Raw genomic sequence first — 19279 nt, 5'->3', positions numbered from 1 at the left:
TATCAGGTTTCAGGAAGACTTCAGTAGCTTCAGCAGATAGTCGCCGTAGGAGTTTTTCGATAAGGGAGCGGCCAGACGTTCAAGGTCGGCATCGCCGATCCATCCCTGCCGATATGCGATCTCTTCCGGGCAAGAGACCTGCAGGCCCTGTCGTTTCTGCAGCGTGGCAATGAAACTCGCGGCTTCCAGCAAACTGTCGTGGGTGCCGGTATCGAGCCAGGCCAGGCCGCGCCCCATGATCTCGACGTTCAGTTGGTCCCGCTCGAGATAGGAGTGAATGACGTCCGTGATTTCCAGCTCCCCTCGTGCGGACGGCTTGATGTCGGCGGCGATGCTGCAGACGTTCTTGTCACAAAAGTACAGCCCCGTCAGCGCATAGTTCGATTTCGGCGTCTTCGGCTTTTCCTCGATGCTGACCACGCGGCGCTCGGTGTCGAATTCGACTACGCCGTAGCGCTCCGGCTCATGCACGTGGTAGGCGAACACGGTCGCGCCGTCGACGCGTGCGCTGGCACGCTTCAGATGCGTCGCCAGCTCGTGGCCGTAAAAGATGTTATCGCCCAAGACCAGCGCGCACGGATCGTTGCCGATGAAATCGCGGCCAATGAGGAATGCCTGGGCCAAGCCATCCGGCGAAGGCTGGACTGCGTACTGGATATTCATTCCCCACTGACTGCCATCGCCGAGCAATTCGATAAAGCGGTCGGCATCGTGCGGTGTGCTGATCAAGAGGACGTCACGGATCCCGCTCAACATCAGCGTGCTGAGCGGGTAGTACACCATCGGCTTGTCGTAGACCGGCATCAGTTGCTTGCTCACGACCTGGGTCGCCGGATACAACCGGGTGCCGGAGCCGCCGGCCAGGATAATGCCTTTGCGTTTGGGTTCAAGCATCGATGCCCCTCTCGAGAATTTGCCGCAGTACGTGAAGCGCCCCTTCCTGCCAGGGCGGAAGGCGCAGGTGGAAGGTATGGCGGAACAGGCCCGTATCGAGCCGCGAATTGGCGGGGCGCCTTGCCGCGGCAGGAAACGCCGCCGTCTTCACCGGCAACACGTCCTCAGGGCCGGCCAGCAATGGTTTGCCCGCCGCGCGGGCGGCGTCGAGCACGAAACGGGCGTAATCGTACCAACTGGTCTCTCCCGCCGCCGCCACATGGTAGATCCCGTATGGAAAGGCGGCAGCGCCCTCGCACGCGTACTGCCGGACCAGGTGGGCCGTCAGGTCGGCCAGCAAGGCCGCGGAGGTCGGGGCGCCGAACTGGTCGTCGACAACACTCAAGCGTTCGCGTTCGCGAGCCAGGCGCAATATGGTCTTTGCAAAATTGCCGCCGTGGGCACCCAATACCCAACTGGTGCGCAGGATCAGGTGGCGCGCACAAGCCCCGGCCAGCGCACGCTCGCCGGCGAGCTTGCTGCTGCCGTACACGCTGCGCGGCGCAGGCGCATCGCTTTCCGTCCACGGCGCCTGCCCCGCGCCGTCGAACACGTAGTCGGTCGAGTAGTGCACCATCAGCGCATCGAGTCGAGCCGCTTCCTCGCCGAGCATGCCGGGGGCGCGAGCGTTGACGCCGAAGGCGGTCTCCGGCTCGGATTCGGCCTGATCGACAGCGGTCCAGGCGGCCGGGTTGACGATAACGTCGGGCACAACGCGCCGCACCAGCGCGCGCAGCGCATCGGCATCGAGCAGGTTGCAGTCCGCGCGGCCGACGGCAACGACCTCGCCCAGCGGTGCCAGCGCACGCACGAGTTCGAAGCCGACCTGCCCATCCTTGCCCGTCAATAGAATCTTCATTTAGTCCCCACCTTGCGCCCCGTACTGCCTGCCCACCCAGTCGCGGTAGGCACCGCTGGTCACGTTCCTCACCCAGTCCTGGTTGTCGAGATACCAGCACACCGTCTTGCGGATGCCGCTTTCAAAGGTCTCGACCGGCTTCCAACCCAGTTCGCGTTCCAGCTTGCCCGCATCGATCGCATAGCGGCGGTCATGGCCGGGGCGGTCGGCGACAAAGGCGATCTGCTCGCGGTAGGACCTGCCGTCGGCGCGCGGGTTCAGCGCATCGAGCATATCGCAGAGCGTCGTCACCACCTCGAGATTCGCTTTCTCGCTCCCGCCGCCGACGTTGTAGACTTCGCCCACCTGCCCTGCCTCGAGCACGCGCCGGATGGCCGAGCAGTGGTCTCCCACGTACAGCCAGTCGCGCCGCTGTTGGCCGTCGCCGTAGATCGGCAGCGGCTTGCCGGCCAGTGCATTGTGGATGCATAGCGGGATCAGCTTTTCCGGGAAGTGAAAAGGCCCGTAATTATTCGAGCAGTTCGTGGTCAGGGCCGGCAGCCCGTAGGTGCGGTGCCAGGCGCGCACCAGGTGGTCGCTGGCGGCCTTGCTCGCCGAATAAGGGCTATTTGGTTCGTACCGATTGGCCTCGCTGAAGGGCGGGTCGATCCTGCCCAGCGAGCCATAGACCTCGTCCGTCGACACGTGCAGGAAGCGGAACGCCGACTTCTCCACGGCGGCGAGGCCGCTCCAGTAGTCACGCACCGACTCAAGCAGGCGGTAGGTGCCGACGATATTGGTCTGGATGAAATCTTCCGGGCCGTGGATGCTGCGGTCGACATGGCTCTCGGCCGCGAAGTTGACGACCGCGCGCGGCCGGTGCTTCGCCAGCAGCCGGGCTACCTGCGCGGCATCGCCGATATCACCCTGCACGAATACATGGCGTGGATCGGCGCAAAGGCTGGCCAGGTTTTCGAGATTACCGGCGTAGGTCAGCTTGTCAAGATTGAGCACCGGCTCGTCGGAGCCGGCGAGCCAGTCCAGCACAAAATTACTGCCGATGAAGCCAGCACCGCCAGTCGTCAAGATCATGGATGGAGTGTTCCTGTTTGCGCGTACATGGCCGGTATTGTACGCGCCAGGCCGGTGCTGTCAGTAACTGCCCCTCCAGGCCACGTTGACCGACTTCGGCCCCGGGGCGACGGCAAAGTTCGAGCCGGTATTGCTGCGCTGCGTCTGCCACAGCCAGCTGCCCATCGCATACCCGAGTACACCGCCGGCAACGACATCGGACACCCAGTGCTGGCGCCCCGCGGCACGGCCCATCGAACTGGCGGCGGCAAGGCCGTACAGCCATGGCGCATCGTATTCCTGCGCGAACGGCGTTACTGCCGCGAACGCGACCGTGCTGTGATTCGACGGGAAGGACGCGTTGGAGCGGTCCGAGGTCTTGCTCCACTGCCCCTGACCTTCGCTCGGCCGCGCGCGCCCGACGATGCGCTTGGTGGCGATCGATACGGCGGCCGCACCCGCGATCGATTCCAGCGAGATGATGCCCATGTTCTGGGCGCGGGCATCGCCGAACGCGACCGCACCAGCAGCGCCGCCGGCCAGCAGCACCGGAATGCCCTTGCCCATATTGTCCCAAGCGCGCGCGACGCGCGAGCCCGCATGCTTTTCCATAAAGCGATCGACTGGCTTGTCCAGAAGGGCACCACCCAGAATGGCGCCGCCACCGAGTATCGTACCCTTGGCCCACTGCGGCAGGGTCGGCGTATTCGAGAACGACTGTTCGAGACGCCAGCGGAAGATCGGCCACATGTTTGGTATCGGCCGCAGCGGCGGGTTCACCGCTGGGTGATTCTGCTCGTCGCGGCGCTCGGCAAAGTTGCCGAGGCCGTCGTAGGTGGTCAGGTCGCGACGCGGCTGCTCGAACAGCTCGTACAGGTCGCCCGGACTGGCGACCATCTGGCCGACGTCGCGGGTCCAGGGCGAAAGGCCGATGCCGGCCGTCGCCTGCGAATCCATCGGCAGCATGATGTTCAGCGGGACCGACAGGAAGACGCCCTTGTCGTTGTACGGATTGGCCGGCGTCCCCGGATTCGTGATGTCCCGGCCGTTGGTCTTGGCGTACCAGGCGCCGATCTCGACGCCCGACTGGAAGCGCCGCTTGAACTCGAGGCGCACGCCTTCGTCGCGGGCCAGGAAGCGCCCTGCCCTCGCGGTCGCGGTGATGTCGTACGGAAGCTTATAGTGCAGTGCACCCAGCGCCGTGACCGTCTTGTAGTCGCGCTTGTCGAACCAGCCTTTGTAGCCGCGCTGCTGCAAGGCGTCGACACTGAGGTCGGCCGCCCAGCGGCTGTCCTTCGGCAGATACAGCACCTGGCCACCGAAACCGCGATACATCTCCTCGTAAAAACCGGCCGAAGCGCGCGCGTAGATACGTTCGTCGAGTGTCAGGTACTGGTTGAGCAGCAGGCGGTTCAGCTTGAAGCGACCGCCACGCTTATACTCGGCGACGTCGGTACGTACGTGCGGCAGCAGGCTGTTCGACTTCTGGGTTACGCCAGAGACGTTCTCGAAGAGGTCCAGCTTGAAGTCGGTGTTCAGGTAGGTACCCTGACCCAGGCGCCTGTCGTAGTTGGCGGCAGCCGCCACCTCGTAACGCAGGGCGCCGCTCGGGTCGTTGAAGAAGAAGGAGATCTTCGGGATCGTCTTGAAGCGATTTGCCTCGCGGTCTTCCGATACCACCTGGACGATGTTACCGTCCTGGCCTACCTGGACCGCCAATCCGTTGCTCTCTTCGCGCACGGCGGCGAGCAGGCTTTGCTGGTCGTCGATGCGGTCCGTCGGCGTCGAATAACGCACCAGCACCGTTTGCAGGAATTCATCGCGGTTTCTCAGACCCGTCAAGTAGTCGGTGAGGCGCTGCAAATCCTGGAACTCGTAGGTCGCAATTGGCTGCTCGAGCTTGGTGTAAGTAATGTGGATCGCACGCGTGCCTTCTGGCGCGAACGCGAGCGCGGTGCGCGCGGCGCGGCCGATCGCGCGGCCCATGCTCGAGATGCGGTTATTGGTCAGCGTAAGCTTGAGGACGTTGCTATCGAGTTCGACGCGCACGTTCTTGAAGTCCTGCTCGACCAAGGCTTCGGCCAACGCAGCGCCGCGGCTGCCGTCCTGCTGCCATTCGGCGGCCGAGACGCCGGCTGGCGCCTTCTTCGCGTCGAACGGGGCCGGCTCGTACAGCTTGGGGATGAACTCGCGTTCCGAGAACGGGATGCTGACGTAGACGTTGGCACTGAAATGGTCGCGGTGGCGGGCGACCTGAGCTCCTAGCCAGCCCCAGCGGTATTCGAGACCTACCGACCCGCCCTTGCTGCGCTCTCCGGCGGCGGTTTCGGCTGCACGGAAATCCTTTTTGTAGTCGTTGGCGTCGTATTCTGCGACCATGGCCCAGCCCGGCGTCGAGAGCGGTGCCCAACGGATGCCTGCGAACACGCCATCCGGGCGCTTGCGTCCGTAACCAATGCTGGCTTCGGCGTTCCTGGCGCTGCCGAAGGTCTTGGTGGCAACGAGGTATCGTCCCTTGAACAGTTCCGTGCCGAGCAGGTCGGTCGCGCCGACCGATACCTCGGGCACCCAGCTGGATTCATTCACCAGTCTCAGTTTAGCGTCGATGACCTTGTCTTTATAGCGTCCATACTTTTGGCCGTATTCACCCTCGACATTAGTGAACCCAGGAATCCCGGTAACAGACACGTATCGGCCAGTGAGCTGGAGAAAAGGAAGCACCGTCGCCGAAACCCAGAAGCTCCCATACGGTCTGTCATATCCATACCCGGTAGAAAACGTCCCGTCGCGCTCCACCCATGCACTAGGCATATTGATATAGCCGGACTGCCCTTGTAAAGTTGGCGTCGATGCAAAGGCGTTTACGGCGCCAAAAATAATACAACTGTACCAAGAGTACTTGAATGGACTTCTAGATGATTTTAACACTGACAATCGACCAGCCGAACCTCGGCAGAAAGCAACTCAATTAATAAGAAAGTCCTGGCTGCTCGCCAACCTCATCAAGACTATCAACAGAATCATATAGCTCAGTGATTTTGGCCATCCGCTGAGATAACGAATAAGCATTCGATACCTTCATACGGGCGGCGACCGCTAAACGCTGCCGCAAGCCGATATCTTCGATCAGCTTTAACAGTTGAATCGACAAATCCTCGGCGTTATCAGCCTCAAACAACAAACCAGTATTATTATGGTCAACTAAGTCATGATTCCCGGGTATATCTGAAACGACGACAGGCAGATTTGACGCCATGGCTTCTAAAATCGCCAGTGGCATCCCTTCCCACAACGATGGCAAGACAAAAATATCAATACTGGAGAGAAGCACCGGTATATCGGAGCGCCAGCCAAGCACCTCAACCTTCTCACTCAGCTTGTACTCCTTAACTTTGCTCTCAACTTCGCCCTTGAGTTCACCGTCACCCGCAAAAAAGAATTTTACCGGGAAATCTGTTTTTTCGAATATTTTTTTTGCTGCCTCTACAAGACACAAAGGATTTTTCTGAGCCCAAAGGCGCCCGACCATGCCAATACAAATCATATTCTGATCGACGTCACCCAAAACATTTTTTCGAAAATCTTCACGGACCTCTTGCTTGATACCAAAAGCTTCGATATTCACGCCATTAGGAATCAAATGGACTTTATGTTTTGGCAATCTGAGGTTTTTTATCGCGTAGTTATAATCGGTGGCATTAAGAACGACGACCTTGTTACTCAACAGCCCGCCAATAAACTCCGCCACGAAATAAAAACACCGGACGAAACGGCTTTTCGCAAAAGGAAACGCAAATCCATGTACGGTATGGATCACATTCGGCACCCCAGCAACTCGAGCAGCCAACCGCCCCAAAATTCCGGTTTTCGACGAATGCGTGTGAACGACATCTGGGCGAAGGCGCCTGAAGCATTTCACCAGCTCCAGAAAGGCTTTGCCATCCGCTTTAAGGGAAATTTCGCGAGCCAGACTTGGGATGTATTCGCACTTCGCGCCTATGGATTTTACAGCTTCGACTAGAGGACCTGATTCTTTACACACAAGAACCGGCTCGTACTTCTTCTTATCTAACTTGGAAAACTCATCAAGTGTGACTTTCTGGACACCCGACAGTAGAGGCAAAAGTTGGAGGTGAATTAAACGAATTGGCGCAATATTAGTCTGATCTGGAATCGCCATGGTATGCGTAATTATCTTAAATTGATTAATTTGGAGTGGCAATAATTGCTTTGCGCCAAGCCATGTTATAGGCGTCCACCATTTTTTCAAGCGAGAATTTCTGTTCAATTCGCTGTCTGGCAGCTCTTTGTCGTACTTGCCAAGAGCTCAGGTTGGACGATTCGTGTTTTGACTCGATGATTGCATTACCAAGTGCAGATGAATTTCCGGCCGCGACCACCCAGCCCGTCGCGCCCACGATTGCCGCGGCATCACCAACGTTTGTGCTGATGCACGGGGTTCCGCACGCCATTGCTTCAGCAAGTACATTGGGAAATGCTTCTTTGATGCTAGACAGAACGCAAACATCAAATGCACACATTAAAACATTTATATCTGACCGAGCCCCCAACAGTGACACTGTACCGCTGAGGTTACCACTCGTCAACATCTCCGCAAGTTCGTGGTTTTCGTGAGTGATTCCCGCTCCTACCATGACGATTTTGACATCAATACCGCTTTCGACTACCCTGTGGACTGCTGCGCAAAAATTCTTATGATCTTTCATCGGATCAAATCTGGCGACCATTCCGATGACAAAATCACTCGGTTTAAAACCAAGCCGATCTCTTATGTCGGCCCTTTGAGTGCTATCCGGTTTAAAAGAATCTAAGTCATAGCCGTTATAGATTACCTGGCCGCGTTGGCGGTTATACCCCAATTCTTCATGAACTTCTCTAGCCCGTTCCGCGCAATAGATAATTTCGGAAGGAAATACATGTGACAAGACGGCATTTATTTTCGAAATAAATATGGTCCCCCGCTTTGAACGACCAGGAACAAGAGCAGAGTTGTGAACACCCCAGCATACCGGCACACGTGTAGCTGCTCGCGCTACTAAAGTCCCAAGGAGGTCCGCGTGATACATCCATGTCTGCACGACATCGGGATTATAATTTCGCACAGCCTTATATAAACCTCTGACGTTTGCAAACGTAATCTTAGATCCACTCATCTTGAGATGTTCAACCGGAATCCCAGCCTGCTCTAGCAACTCAGAATATTTTCCACGCCCGCCCAACGATATAACCAAATGCCGATTTTCAATATCAGCCCGACATAGCTGGAAAAGAATTGATTCTGCCCCACCATCGGCCAATCCACTTATAATATGCAAAACTTTCATTTCAATTGTATGACGATTTATTTTAATTCCCATCCGAACCACTTGCGATCGATCTGATGCCAGGCGTAACCAGCAGACCGAACCCGGGCTCGAACCGACAATTTCTCAATAGTTGACATCAGATAATCGCTTGCGAAAGTCTTATGCAAAGGGTCAACCAATACCAATCCGGTCCTGATATAAGCGTCGAGACTTTCCTTGTCCGTACGGGTCCCAACCGAAGTGATCGACCTAGCTGCCATGAAAGGCTTTAACAAAAACGCACATACCGCGCATCCGAAGGAATACAAGCTATAACGTAACGAAATGCGAAAATTAGAATGCACGACGGGCGGAATTCGATGGGCAAGCGTAACCATATGCGCTCCTTCGATCCAAATCCCCTTTTCATTACGTAGATCAAACGAAAGAACATCATCTTCCATCTCACCCCACCGCAATGGCGTGAGCAGGTAATTCATAAGGGAACGTCGAATAAAGAATTGCCCTCCGTTGATAGCGATTTTCTCGGAGGCGCGCTCATCGTTGGCAACAACGATTAACCGGCCTTTTCGCTCGATAGCGTCATCGAAGTTCGAATTTACGCAATGCTGTTGTAACCGAAGTTCTCCTAGGGCCAATGTCCCGTCTTGATTGAGCACATCAACTGCACCAAAACCGACGTTGCGAGAGGTGAGCGCTGCCTCCACAGTTTTTCGAAAGTTAACTGCAGGAATAAATCTATCATGGACCAAATAGACAAATTCAGACTTCAGAGCCTCGCATGCCGAATGCTTCTTAGCGTTGATACGAAAATTCTTTCCTAGATCGGGCTCGTCATTGAATTCAATGATCGCCGACGCCGGAATTTTCTTATCCAGCAAAATCTCCTTGGGGCCGCAGAGATAAAGGTCGCTACCTAGAACGAATTGGCCATTCGCAGTCCATTCTCGAATACAACGATCAATATTGCTACCTCGACCATTAGTAACGATAACTACGTTCAAAAGCTGGAGTAGAGAATTGTCCATAACACGACCATCAGATAAATAACGACACCAAACCAATACGCAGCCCGTGGTCCCCAGGACTCAGATTTCATCAAGGACCGATACAGGACCAAATTTAATGACGCCGTCAGTCCTACAACCATCCAAGGAGAAACCGCTGAAAAGATGGACGCGCCTGAAAACACCAGCAGGGCCGTTTCGACGACGATTATGCCAATCAGAAATCCGCTTCCTGCCATATTGGGACGTGCTCGACCGTCACGTAACATATTAATCATTACGATCCCTGCAGGAAGGGACGCCATATACAATGCCATGAGCATTGGCGCGGCCTGAAACGTCGTTATAGGGAGCGATTTCAGAATCCCCAATTTCGCTAAGCGCGGCTGAACATATGGAGCAAGATAAAATCCAACTATCGAAAGTAACGCCGCAGGCAGAAAGACAGCGAAACCTCGTTTTTGTTGAAAAAACATAGCTTCGTCAAGCCTTTGGTTTGGCGTGCCTGACAGAGATTCAAATACAACAGCGTCGTCCATCCCTACCTTCCGCCATGCCTGGACCAATCCTGCGGCAAGTGAAATGACCGTTAGAAATGCTGGAGCAACAGCGCCGATAACAAGTCGTTCCAGCTGAGTACTAATCAAAATTCCTGTCAAAGGCATAATGCCGTGCTTTCCGCCAGACGTTTCTATCGGATCGTTAGAATTCTGAATACCCTGCTTTTTTGCTATCAGAAAAATTACCGCATTCGCCATCGCCAAGATTAACAAAACCGCTCGCGACAGGAAAACCTCAGGCACGAACTTGGCAGCCAAAGCAATAATTATCGTCCCAGTCGCACCGCTGACTGCCTCGACAAAAAGCACTTGGTGGGCGCCATATTGCGACCTAAGCCGCCCTATCCCCGCACCGTACATCAGCAGCGAAATTCCGAACACGAGATACCACCACAATGCCTCGGCCCCGTGCACGAGAAAGATGTGGATTATCGTAAACGACAGGACGATAGCTACTATGCCGATCTCGTGAGTTTCATATGACTGGTTATTCTTTCTATATTGAAGAACTTCCAACGCCAAAAACTGAAAAGGAATGGAAGCCAAAGTCACCAAAAAATATAAAGTCAACGATTCTGCGTGATTTGCTACTGATAGCAGGAGCGGAACCCGAAGAAATTGACTGATAAAACTTATGGCAGAAAACCAACGCCAATTGTACACAGACATCTTATCCATCGAACATCCAAGCAATTCTCACAATTACCTGCGCCCTAACTCGAGATCGCCGATGGCGTTCTTGGACGCAGGACGTGGCGAAACTTCCAAATCGGCCGACGCGAGACGTGTCAACCGAAGACCAATTAATGGTTGAATGGCAAAAATAACCACAACAAATGAGATGTACATCTTAAATACTTCAGCCGATCCAATCCTCCATATATTCAAGAATAGCGCCATCGACATTGCAATCGCCACAAACGAAATGCAGCGTCCTCTCTTGAGATAATAGGCGGGCCAAAAAAACATTGCAGCGAGACCAAGTACTAAAAACAAAGACCCGCCATACGACGTTAATGCCTCGGTCATAGGTGAACTACCGATACCCTCTCCCGGAGGCGCATATAGTTTCGAAATGTATTCGGTAAAACTGATGAAGTCGACAGGCTTTAGGAACGATGGAAACTGGTTAATAAAGAAAGATAAAACTTGGCCGTATGGTGCATTGGAGAGCTCCTCGATTGCCGAGCTATTCGAATGAATAAGTTCAAAGGTTCGATACGAACTACCAAATTCATGAATAATAGGGTCGAAATAAATCCAACTTAGACCCTCGACAATCTCGTCTTTTCCTAATAAGACCGACAAGAGACCAGTATTGCGAATAAACGCGAATAACACGGCAAATAAGTAAAATGCGAATGGCATCATAAAGATGTACCGGTACTTCAGTCGCGACAATACTAAAGCTAAAACACCCGAAAGACACCAGAGGAGAATGTTGCGGCTACCAAGCGCAGAGATCAGAAAGATTGATATCAATAACAATAAGACCTTTAGCCACGACCTCGCGAATTTATTAGCATATAAGTGTGTCGCAAAAACAAAAGTCAATGCCGTAAACAGAGTTGTCACGGGATAGAAGATAAATCGAATCGGACCCTGAATATCACCAACGCGATCGTTATAAGAAACGACAAAGGCTGACGTAAAATCTCCGTACTGAGCGATCTGAACTGTAATATAAAGGACAACAGCCGCAACATAAAAAAAAGTCAGCCGAGCGTTCGAGACCTCTAATTTAAACCTGATAAAACGAACGCTTGGAAATGAGACGAGAAAGAATGCCAAGAAACACAACGAGAAATATAACGAATACATCTCAAGACTTGGCAATGCATTATCAAAAATCAATGCGGATAGCGCAGGGCTCAGGCCATACATTAGCGCCATCAACAAGCCCATCAAATATATCTTGTAGGTGTCGAATTTGATCATTAGTAGCTATGAGTACGGACAACGCCGGCATCACCGAACATCAGGTTCGATATTGCGGACCACGAACGTGTCGATGCCAGTAAATCCGCAACTTGCTCTGTGGTGTTATTCCATGCCGAAGGATTGCTTGTAATCTCTTTATATTTTGCTTCGACTTCTCTCTCGTCAAGCACCATCTGGACTGATGCTAGGGCAGAGACCGAAGCGTCCAACGATTCATGCGTGCATATTATTGGACATCCCGCAAGCGCCGCATCGAGTATTTTGTTCTTCGCCCCAGCGCCAATAGAGATCAAAGAAATGTAAATCGGCCGACGAGCAGCTAGAAAATCGACCACTGAAGGAACGTTATCGTGCAGTTCTATAGCTTCATCGTATGACCGAAGATCGTTGGCATAATACCCGACAAAAATCAACTTAATGCGGGGGAAATTTTTCAGGCGCTTTATGAGTGCCAAAGCTGCAAGGCGGTTTGGCTCATAACGAAAATTTCCTGAAAAACACACATGATCGACAGTGATAGAGCTTCGACGCGGCACCGAGGGAGGATTAATACCGATTGGTATGTGGTACGACTCTTTAAATCCGTTTGCTATCGCAGCATTTGTATCTTCACGTGACACAAAAACCAGTCTGGTTTTTCGCGACAATTTGAGCAGACGATAACGAAAACGCAGTGTTGCGGCGACTCCCTTGAACCATTTCCCAGATTTCAGAACTGAGTTCCAATAAATTCCTGCCCAGTCGCCCACATGCACAGTCGCATTGGGAATAGCGGACACCAAACGTCCCAGACTCCGGTACTCGAGATGAGTAAATATGACAGTCTCACCTTCGAGACGTTGGGCAGGCAGCGGTTCGGCATTTATTTGACCAACCGATATCATTTGATCTGAATAGAGTCGGTACGATGAAGAGTCCAAAGGAGACAAAAGACCGACAACGTTGGACATGATACCAGTCTTCTCCAACGGAAAATCGGCGACGACGATTATATTAATCATACAATTAATCAGATTATTCTATAGTTCCCTGGAAAATCATTCGTGAACGACATTATCGTCCGCTCTGATTCACGGATGACCAGTATTTCAGTTACCGAGTCTTGCCTTCATATACTCGTAATCATTAGGAAGACCGCAATGATCAATAAGCTCTGCCTCGACAAGCCGGTATTTTATATCCATACCGCGCGCGATCAAGGTGTTAAATAATGGGGCAATATATTGTTCGCCTTTGACACTAAGGCCACGCTCGTTATAGTCGAGGTATGCAGCGCGAAAATCTTCAAGTCGAGCGAAGCCGTACAAACCGTTACTGCACAGATCGGAAATCCGGTCTTTCTCAGTAGTGCGGACAACGGAGCCATCGCGGCCGGGTTCCACGAACGACCAACCATCGCCCGATCCTTTGAATACCTCTAAAAAACCGTCACCAAACTCAATTTCCGACGGCCAAGAAAATTCATAACGAATTGTATCGATGTTAAAGATTATGATCGGCTGTGAACCTGAGTAGTCGAGCGTTCCTTGCATGACTGAGTCTGCCTGACCTTTGGTTTCGTGCTGAAACTCAATTATCCGGTAATCACGTAGTCCAAGGTTAGCTAACTGAGTTGCAACAAACTGCTTTGCATGATGATCGCTTCGAACAAGGAACACAAAATGCTGTGAACCGAATTGTTGACTGAAAGATCGAACCGATTGCGCAAATACGGTTTCGCCCGCTAGCGGTAGCTGGTATTTCGGCAACTGATAACCGTGATCGAAAAACCTTGAACTTCTGCCGAGCATTGGAATAATAATCATCTTAGACCGGTAAATTTATTTCATGAAGGTTGCATAAAGACGCAAAGCATTAGCGAGAAGAGCGTGTTGTCTGCGCTGGTCATCGTTATGTAGTGGAAGCATCGAAAGGAACAACAAGATCGTCAGTGGCATAACATCGACCGGGGAAAGTCCACCAATAAATCTTCGCGCCTCAAATACCTCCTGTATCTGCCGAGTTCTTTCGTCTATATGAATCTGCAAGTCAAATTTACACAGTTTTAGGGATATCTCACATTTGAGTTCGAAGGCACCTGCGATAATAAAATCATAAAGTCCAAGTATTGAATGAGAGAGCTTAGCCAAATCATAGCGGAGATCACCGAATTGCGTTTTTTCGCTTGCGGCATTGAGACCTCGTGGATCAATGACTTTAATCCTATCGCTTCGCGAGTCGAAAAGGATATTACTTAGGCAAAAGTCTCCATGCATGATTCCAGCGAATACACCTTGGTTTTGCAGATGTTCTTGGCAATCTTTAGAGATTTTCCTTAGTCCAGGTACAGCCACTCCATTAATGATAGATGGAGTATCCAACCCAGGGTGATCAGTGAGGTCTATAAAGCGATCAAGACGTTGCCACGTCTTGTCAGTAATAAGCGCAAGCGCATCCCCGTGCACTCTTGCAATCTGTTCGCTTGTTAGCTCGACTTGGACGCACTGCTTAAGAAAATTCGAACAAAGACCAAATATTTTATCCCAGTAGAATGCAGGGTTTTTTCCATGAACGAACACTTCATTCAGTGGCGGCAGCGGAAGATACTCGAGAATATAATATGGCTGACCGCCCTTGCCCCCCCCGTCGATAAGTTGCGGAGTATATATTTTTAGCTCAGTCGGCAATTCCTGAAACCACTGAAGCTCCGCCTCTATCTTTTCATGAGGAGTTCCTGTTTTACGAACGCAGCCATCCGTTATGCTGAGTTCATTAAAGGCTCGTTCAGTGGTTAGGCGTGCTCGGCTTTGAAAATAGGTATTGACGTGACCGAAGTCATGCCATCCTTGAACTTCAGTGCGTTGCAATGCGATCAAATTATCGTATTCACGGACAGCGTGAGAAAATCGTGCCTCGGGCGCCTTAAGGAAAGACAAGAAAGTCGACGAGTCCGAAAATGCAAAATATCCACACCAGACAAATTCGGAATATGAATCCTTTTCTTCTACTTCCCAGACGTAATCCTCGTTGGTCTCGACGATACCGATGCAATCGCTGTAATCCGGTAGGTCTTGCAACCATGTGTCGCCATGCAAAAGTCGAAGCTGCAGATCGTCGCATTCGGATTTATCTAACGCTTGGGCGATCCCTTCGGCAAGAGATAACGTCTCGTCGCTGCGCAAAACGTACACCCCTTCGCGTTCGAGGTAGTATGAATCCTTATAGCCGAGAACATAGGAATCCGGCAAAGAAAGATAGATCTTTTCTTTTGGGAAAACGTTCTTTAGCGTCCGGATTTGATATTCGAACAAACGCTTGTTTCCAATAGGCAAAAGCGCTGGAGGTAGCTTGCCAAATTCTATTTGAAACTCGGCATTAACGTACGCTGCAGATGCGATCAAAATCACTTTTCTTGCCTCAGCAATTCGTAGATTTCATCAATACTGTATTTTGAAAATTCGGAAGGACGGATTGCGCGATCATCGACGTAAAAACCTTCAAAACCGCACCATGGCTTCCCTACATAAACCTCATCGTATGGAACCTCATGGCGATTGAGCCAGTCGATGACAATGGGCAATGTATGGACAGCAATTTTCCCTACGTTTCCTTCAAAAGTTCGCATATTACGACTGGTATTGATGACGATCTCAAATCCATCACGCTTGTAATTTCGAATCTGTTCGATCACAGAACTTACCGGGGTGGCATTTTTATAATCGCCACCTACGGTTCTACATACAGTGTCATCAAGGTCGATTATTAATCGTTTCATTTGGATCGCAAGTTCGATTTTAGTTCACCCCACTTGGCTGCACCAGTTGCAGATGCCAAGAACTTTCTTTTCGCCTCCACGAACAAAACGCCAGCAATGGTGATCAGAAGGGCAAACATCGTGGAAATGAACACGAGAACCAATCGCTTCGGCTTAAATGGTCGTTCAGGCTCTATTGCAGGATCAAGAACCTGAATGATAGCGGGCTCTTTTGCCTCATCGAGTCGAGCAACCTCATATTGCTTCGCCAACAATTCATAAAGCATTTGGTAATACTTGACGTCACGCAGCAACTTAATATTACCGAGCCCACCGGTACTTGTTCGATTTTCAATTTCAATTTGATTGGCACCGCGACCACGCTCGAGTTTCGCAAGCTCATCTCGAAGACTCGACAACTCCTGCTCTGTCCGCATGTACTCAGGATGGTTCGGCGTAACGAAAGGACGCATCGAATTCAGCTGAATTTCTTTTGCCGAAATCTGCGCTCGGAGCCGGGCCGCTGTTTCCAATACTGCGCGGCTTTCGGCATCGACACTGATAACACCTCCGGTGTCCAAGGAGCCTTTTAGCGACATCTCAGCGTTACCTAAGTTATTTTTAGCTTGCTCAAGTTGGCGCTCAAAGAATGCTCGCCGCTGAGATGCTTCGGTAACGGTAAGAGACTTCGTTAACTGAAATAGTTCGTCGACATAGGCGTTAGCGATTTGAGCGACCAGTTTCTGATTCTCGTCCTCGACTTCAATGACAATAAGTCCGTCCTTGCCAGAATTGATACTAGTGTTTTCAGCAATTTTTTTCCGAGCAGCTTCTTGCGAATTAAGACCGTAAGCCGTTTTAAGGTTGAACCGTTGTATTAGTTTATCCGCTATCGTTCGACTTTTAAGCATCCCGATATAAAGGTCGTTCGGGTTTTTAATTCCGGCGACACCGGCTGCTATCCCAGCCATACTTCCGAGTTGCGATAGCAACATTGATGCGCTAGATTGCGATTGCTGGGGAGGCAGCAGGTTGGTGACTGCCTTGTAGCTTTTTGGGATTGCGAAACTTATGGCTGCAGAAATAATCGCCACAGACAATGTGACCACAATAATCATCCGTTTATGCCTGCTCAAAGCAACAAAGACATCGAACAACGTCATTCCTTGCTCATCCAAACGTTCGTCCGTCTCGCTCTCTGCCATCTGAAGTTTATTCATACTGCTCATGCTTTATATCTCTCGTTTCTGCTGCACGGTAAAACCAAGGCCGCGTACCCTGGTCAATCACGGAGGGTTTTGACGGCTGCGGCACCCAGTCCGAAGTTCGCCAGAATCTGCGTCCATTCTCGCGCACCCTGCGTGAACTTGGTCCAGGCAGTCTGCTTGTCCAGCTTCTCAGGAACGATTATCGTGTCTCCCGGCATCACTTCAACACCGCCTAGCTTGCCGAAGAACCAACCCTGCGATTCCGACGACACCACGGTGCCGTCGACACGCAGCACAAAAGCGTTTTCGACATCGGCATCGGTAGTGGTACCCGCCAGCTTCAAGTAGTCCTTGACGCGACTGTTCGGTTTCCAAAGCGGTGAAGCTTCGACGTTGACGGCGCCGAACACGTGCACGAATGCCGGCTTCGAAGGCACCACCAGACGGTCGCCATTCTGCAGTGTCACCTGAGGCAAGCGGGCGAACGAGCGCTCATTCGGGTCCAGACCAAAGGCAATGCGGCCGGTCGGCTGCAGTTTGCGAAAGCGTGCCACATGCTCTTCCGCAGTGCGGCGCTCGGCTTCGAACTGGGCAGTCATCGCCGCAGCTTCTGTCGGCGACATCCCGCGCAGGTTGGCCAACTGGTGCGACTGCTCACTGCGCAACTGGCTTTCCAGACGATCCGCCGCACGCTGCAGGTTCGCCTGCTGCTCCTTCTTTACTTCTTCGCGATAGAACCCAGTACCAAACAGATAGGCGTTACCAGTCGGCCCGCCAGCCTTGGCGATCAGGCTCTGCAGCGTATCACCAGCGGTCATCTGGTACACACCCGGCACTTTGACTTCGCCTTCCACGCGGACAAACACCTGGCGCTTGTCCATCGGTACTGCCACGTCTTCTTGCGAGAAGATGGTCACGGTATCGCCCGGCTGCAGCTGGACGTTGTCCGGGCCGGTCGGGTTGGCGAAAACGGCGCCAAGGTTGAACGGAATAAGACTCACGCTCAGGTCCGAGCGGTTGACGCGCTCGACAACGGCGTAATCCCAATTAATTGGAGCGATCAAGCCACCGATGCGTGCCGCGATCTTGTCCGCGTCTTCGGTCGTATCCTTCTCGTTTTCGCCTGCCGCCACGACGTTGTTCTGGCGCTTGGTCGATTCGCGGGTGATAAGGTATTCACGGCTCGGGATCAGGTCGCTAACGCGCATACCCTGTTTGAACGGTGAACGTACCGGCTGATCGACATTACCGCGCAAGACCACGGCATTCGAAAAGTCCGGGGTTATCGAGATCACGTTAAGCACGTCGCCGTTCTTCAGCGGACGCTGCAGGCCTTCAGCGTTCAGCGCGAACTCTTCCACGCTACGCGGATGGCTTTTGCTCGGGTCGATGCGTTCCAGGAAGGCGCGGCGCGGATCGGCTACGACCGGCAGGCCGCCGGCCACGTCGAGCAGAGAGGCAACGCTGTCGCTACTATTCTTCAGTTCGTAGATAGCCGGGCTGTTGACCTTGCCGACCAGCGCGACATAGCCGCCCGCCGGCGGGATGTAGATAGTGTCGCCGTCCAGCAGCTTGATGTCGGCCGACTTGTCGCCCTTACCGATGAACGAATATAGGTCCAGCTCTGCCGCAACCTTGCCGCCGCGTTTCACCTGCACGCGACGCATGCTGCCGTTAGCGTTTGGACCACCGCTCGCGAACAGCGCCGTCACCAGGGTCGACAGGCTCGACACGGTATAGGTGCCCGGGCGACTGGCCTGGCCGACCACGTATACGGTAATCGCGCGCAGCTGGCCAAAATTCACGCTAACGGTCACGCCTTTATAGAGGCGCGCTACGGCATTGCGGATCACATTTTCCGCATCGCTTGCTTTAACGCCTGCTAGTACCACCGAACCGATGGTCGGGATATTGATCGTGCCATTACGGTCGATGGTAGCGCGGAAATCGATATCGATCGTGCCCCAGCCGCGAATCATCAATTCGTCGCCTGGGCCGAGCGGATAATCGCTGGGCACTGGCGAATTAAGGATAGGTGCAAATGTAGAGGGCGCATTTGCAAAGAATTCAGCGCCGAAAATCGGCAATACCTTGCCGGTGTTGTTCGAAACGAATTTCTGAAATTCGCTCAGCTCAGCGCTTTTATCGACGCCCTGTCTTGCCAATGCTTTCGGTGCAATCACACCATTACCTGCGTCGGCCGCAGCCTGGGCTGCGGCTGCCGCTGGGCTGGAAGCATTGGCGATCCTGACGCGTCGAGCGGCACCTGGTGCGGGCGCAGTGAGAGCGTCCCCCACGCTAGGCGACTCCTGGCCGAACATGTCAGCTTTGTTACTTGTCTCTTGAGCGGAAGCGGCAATAGCGGTCACGGCCAGCGCGACAACTGAAAAACTTTTGGTGAACTTGAACATTGGTCTCGGGAGGGATGAGCGTGGGCACGTCTGGAACAGCGCGCTATTTTACCCGACAGCAACATGGTTGGGAAACCTTTTGTTGTCTGGGTTTCTATGCTTTTTGTCGGTAAAGATGAGGAATTCGGCATATTCGCCACAATTCGCGTACGCGTTGATGGGGGATTAGCAAGCGCGCAAAACGTCTGTGTTTATCTATGTGTAAATTGATCTTGGCGAAGTAACACTGCTGTGGTTTTTAGTGAGATTT

Annotated in this window: 15 protein-coding genes; all 15 read right to left on the bottom strand. The window is 52.7% G+C overall.

Annotated elements, in window-relative coordinates; all coding sequences use genetic code 11:
* Positions 1-9: 9 nt before the first annotated feature.
* Positions 10-894 carry a glucose-1-phosphate thymidylyltransferase RfbA gene (gene rfbA / locus ACI48D_RS04025; protein ID WP_435569915.1) on the bottom strand — a complete coding sequence of 295 codons (885 nt, stop codon included), beginning with the start codon at positions 892-894 and terminating at the stop codon, positions 10-12.
* Entirely contained in the window at positions 887-1792 is a 906-nt protein-coding gene (rfbD, locus tag ACI48D_RS04020; protein WP_435569914.1) for a dTDP-4-dehydrorhamnose reductase, read from the bottom strand. Before rfbD ends, rfbA begins: the two co-directional genes overlap by 8 nt.
* A complete protein-coding gene (gene rfbB / locus ACI48D_RS04015) occupies positions 1793-2863 on the bottom strand; it encodes a dTDP-glucose 4,6-dehydratase (RefSeq protein WP_435569913.1) in 1071 nt (356 codons plus the stop codon).
* A 60-nt stretch (positions 2864-2923) separates the two neighbouring features.
* Positions 2924-5770 carry a YjbH domain-containing protein gene (locus ACI48D_RS04010; RefSeq protein WP_435569912.1) on the bottom strand — a complete coding sequence of 949 codons (2847 nt, stop codon included), beginning with the start codon at positions 5768-5770 and terminating at the stop codon, positions 2924-2926.
* A gap of 40 nt (positions 5771-5810) precedes the next feature.
* Positions 5811-7022: a glycosyltransferase family 4 protein gene (locus tag ACI48D_RS04005; protein WP_435569911.1), complete on the bottom strand. Its 1212-nt coding sequence runs from the start codon at positions 7020-7022 to the stop codon at positions 5811-5813.
* 25 nt (positions 7023-7047) lie between these two features.
* Positions 7048-8220: a glycosyltransferase family 4 protein gene (locus tag ACI48D_RS04000; protein ID WP_435569910.1), complete on the bottom strand. Its 1173-nt coding sequence runs from the start codon at positions 8218-8220 to the stop codon at positions 7048-7050.
* Complete coding sequence (locus ACI48D_RS03995; RefSeq protein WP_435569909.1) at positions 8205-9050, bottom strand: hypothetical protein; 846 nt, start codon at positions 9048-9050, stop codon at positions 8205-8207. Before ACI48D_RS03995 ends, ACI48D_RS04000 begins: the two co-directional genes overlap by 16 nt.
* A gap of 119 nt (positions 9051-9169) precedes the next feature.
* Positions 9170-10414, bottom strand: coding sequence for a hypothetical protein (locus tag ACI48D_RS03990; protein ID WP_435569908.1), 1245 nt, complete (start codon positions 10412-10414; stop codon positions 9170-9172).
* Between the two features lie 24 nt (positions 10415-10438).
* The gene (locus ACI48D_RS03985) at positions 10439-11674 is read right to left on the bottom strand and encodes a hypothetical protein (protein ID WP_435569907.1); all 1236 of its coding nucleotides are present in this window, start codon (positions 11672-11674) and stop codon (positions 10439-10441) included.
* Entirely contained in the window at positions 11674-12627 is a 954-nt protein-coding gene (locus tag ACI48D_RS03980; RefSeq protein WP_435569906.1) for a hypothetical protein, read from the bottom strand. Before ACI48D_RS03980 ends, ACI48D_RS03985 begins: the two co-directional genes overlap by 1 nt.
* A gap of 138 nt (positions 12628-12765) precedes the next feature.
* Entirely contained in the window at positions 12766-13482 is a 717-nt protein-coding gene (locus ACI48D_RS03975) for a capsular biosynthesis protein (protein WP_435569905.1), read from the bottom strand.
* A 15-nt stretch (positions 13483-13497) separates the two neighbouring features.
* Positions 13498-15063, bottom strand: a complete 1566-nt coding sequence (locus ACI48D_RS03970) for a phosphotransferase (protein ID WP_435569904.1) — start codon at positions 15061-15063, stop codon at positions 13498-13500.
* Entirely contained in the window at positions 15060-15431 is a 372-nt protein-coding gene (locus ACI48D_RS03965; RefSeq protein ID WP_435569903.1) for a capsular biosynthesis protein, read from the bottom strand. The genes ACI48D_RS03970 and ACI48D_RS03965 overlap by 4 nt, the downstream gene beginning before the upstream one ends.
* Complete coding sequence (locus ACI48D_RS03960) at positions 15428-16639, bottom strand: GumC family protein (RefSeq protein ID WP_435569902.1); 1212 nt, start codon at positions 16637-16639, stop codon at positions 15428-15430. Before ACI48D_RS03960 ends, ACI48D_RS03965 begins: the two co-directional genes overlap by 4 nt.
* Positions 16640-16692: 53 nt before the next feature.
* Positions 16693-19029 (bottom strand): SLBB domain-containing protein, encoded by a 2337-nt coding sequence (locus ACI48D_RS03955; protein ID WP_435569901.1) that lies wholly within the window; start codon positions 19027-19029, stop codon positions 16693-16695.
* Positions 19030-19279 lie beyond the last annotated feature (250 nt).

It is taken from the genome of Massilia sp. LXY-6 (genome assembly GCF_051233485.1).
GTDB lineage: Bacteria > Pseudomonadota > Gammaproteobacteria > Burkholderiales > Burkholderiaceae_D > Telluria.
This window is presented reverse-complemented; position numbering and strand designations above follow the sequence as displayed.

Bases quoted from the DNA above. Each gene is read 5' to 3' on its own strand.
- ACI48D_RS04000 (WP_435569910.1), bottom strand. From the start codon at position 8,220: ATGGGAATTAAAATAAATCGTCATACAATTGAAATGAAAGTTTTGCAT.
- ACI48D_RS03985 (WP_435569907.1), bottom strand. From the start codon at position 11,674: ATGATCAAATTCGACACCTACAAGATATATTTGATGGGCTTGTTGATG.
- ACI48D_RS03975 (WP_435569905.1), bottom strand. From the start codon at position 13,482: ATGATTATTATTCCAATGCTCGGCAGAAGTTCAAGGTTTTTCGATCAC.
- ACI48D_RS03960 (WP_435569902.1), bottom strand. From the start codon at position 16,639: ATGAGCAGTATGAATAAACTTCAGATGGCAGAGAGCGAGACGGACGAA.
- rfbB (WP_435569913.1), bottom strand. From the start codon at position 2,863: ATGATCTTGACGACTGGCGGTGCTGGCTTCATCGGCAGTAATTTTGTG.
- ACI48D_RS04005 (WP_435569911.1), bottom strand. From the start codon at position 7,022: ATGGCGATTCCAGATCAGACTAATATTGCGCCAATTCGTTTAATTCAC.
- ACI48D_RS03990 (WP_435569908.1), bottom strand. From the start codon at position 10,414: ATGGATAAGATGTCTGTGTACAATTGGCGTTGGTTTTCTGCCATAAGT.
- rfbA (WP_435569915.1), bottom strand. From the start codon at position 894: ATGCTTGAACCCAAACGCAAAGGCATTATCCTGGCCGGCGGCTCCGGC.
- ACI48D_RS03980 (WP_435569906.1), bottom strand. From the start codon at position 12,627: ATGTCCAACGTTGTCGGTCTTTTGTCTCCTTTGGACTCTTCATCGTAC.
- ACI48D_RS03965 (WP_435569903.1), bottom strand. From the start codon at position 15,431: ATGAAACGATTAATAATCGACCTTGATGACACTGTATGTAGAACCGTA.
- ACI48D_RS03955 (WP_435569901.1), bottom strand. From the start codon at position 19,029: ATGTTCAAGTTCACCAAAAGTTTTTCAGTTGTCGCGCTGGCCGTGACC.
- rfbD (WP_435569914.1), bottom strand. From the start codon at position 1,792: ATGAAGATTCTATTGACGGGCAAGGATGGGCAGGTCGGCTTCGAACTC.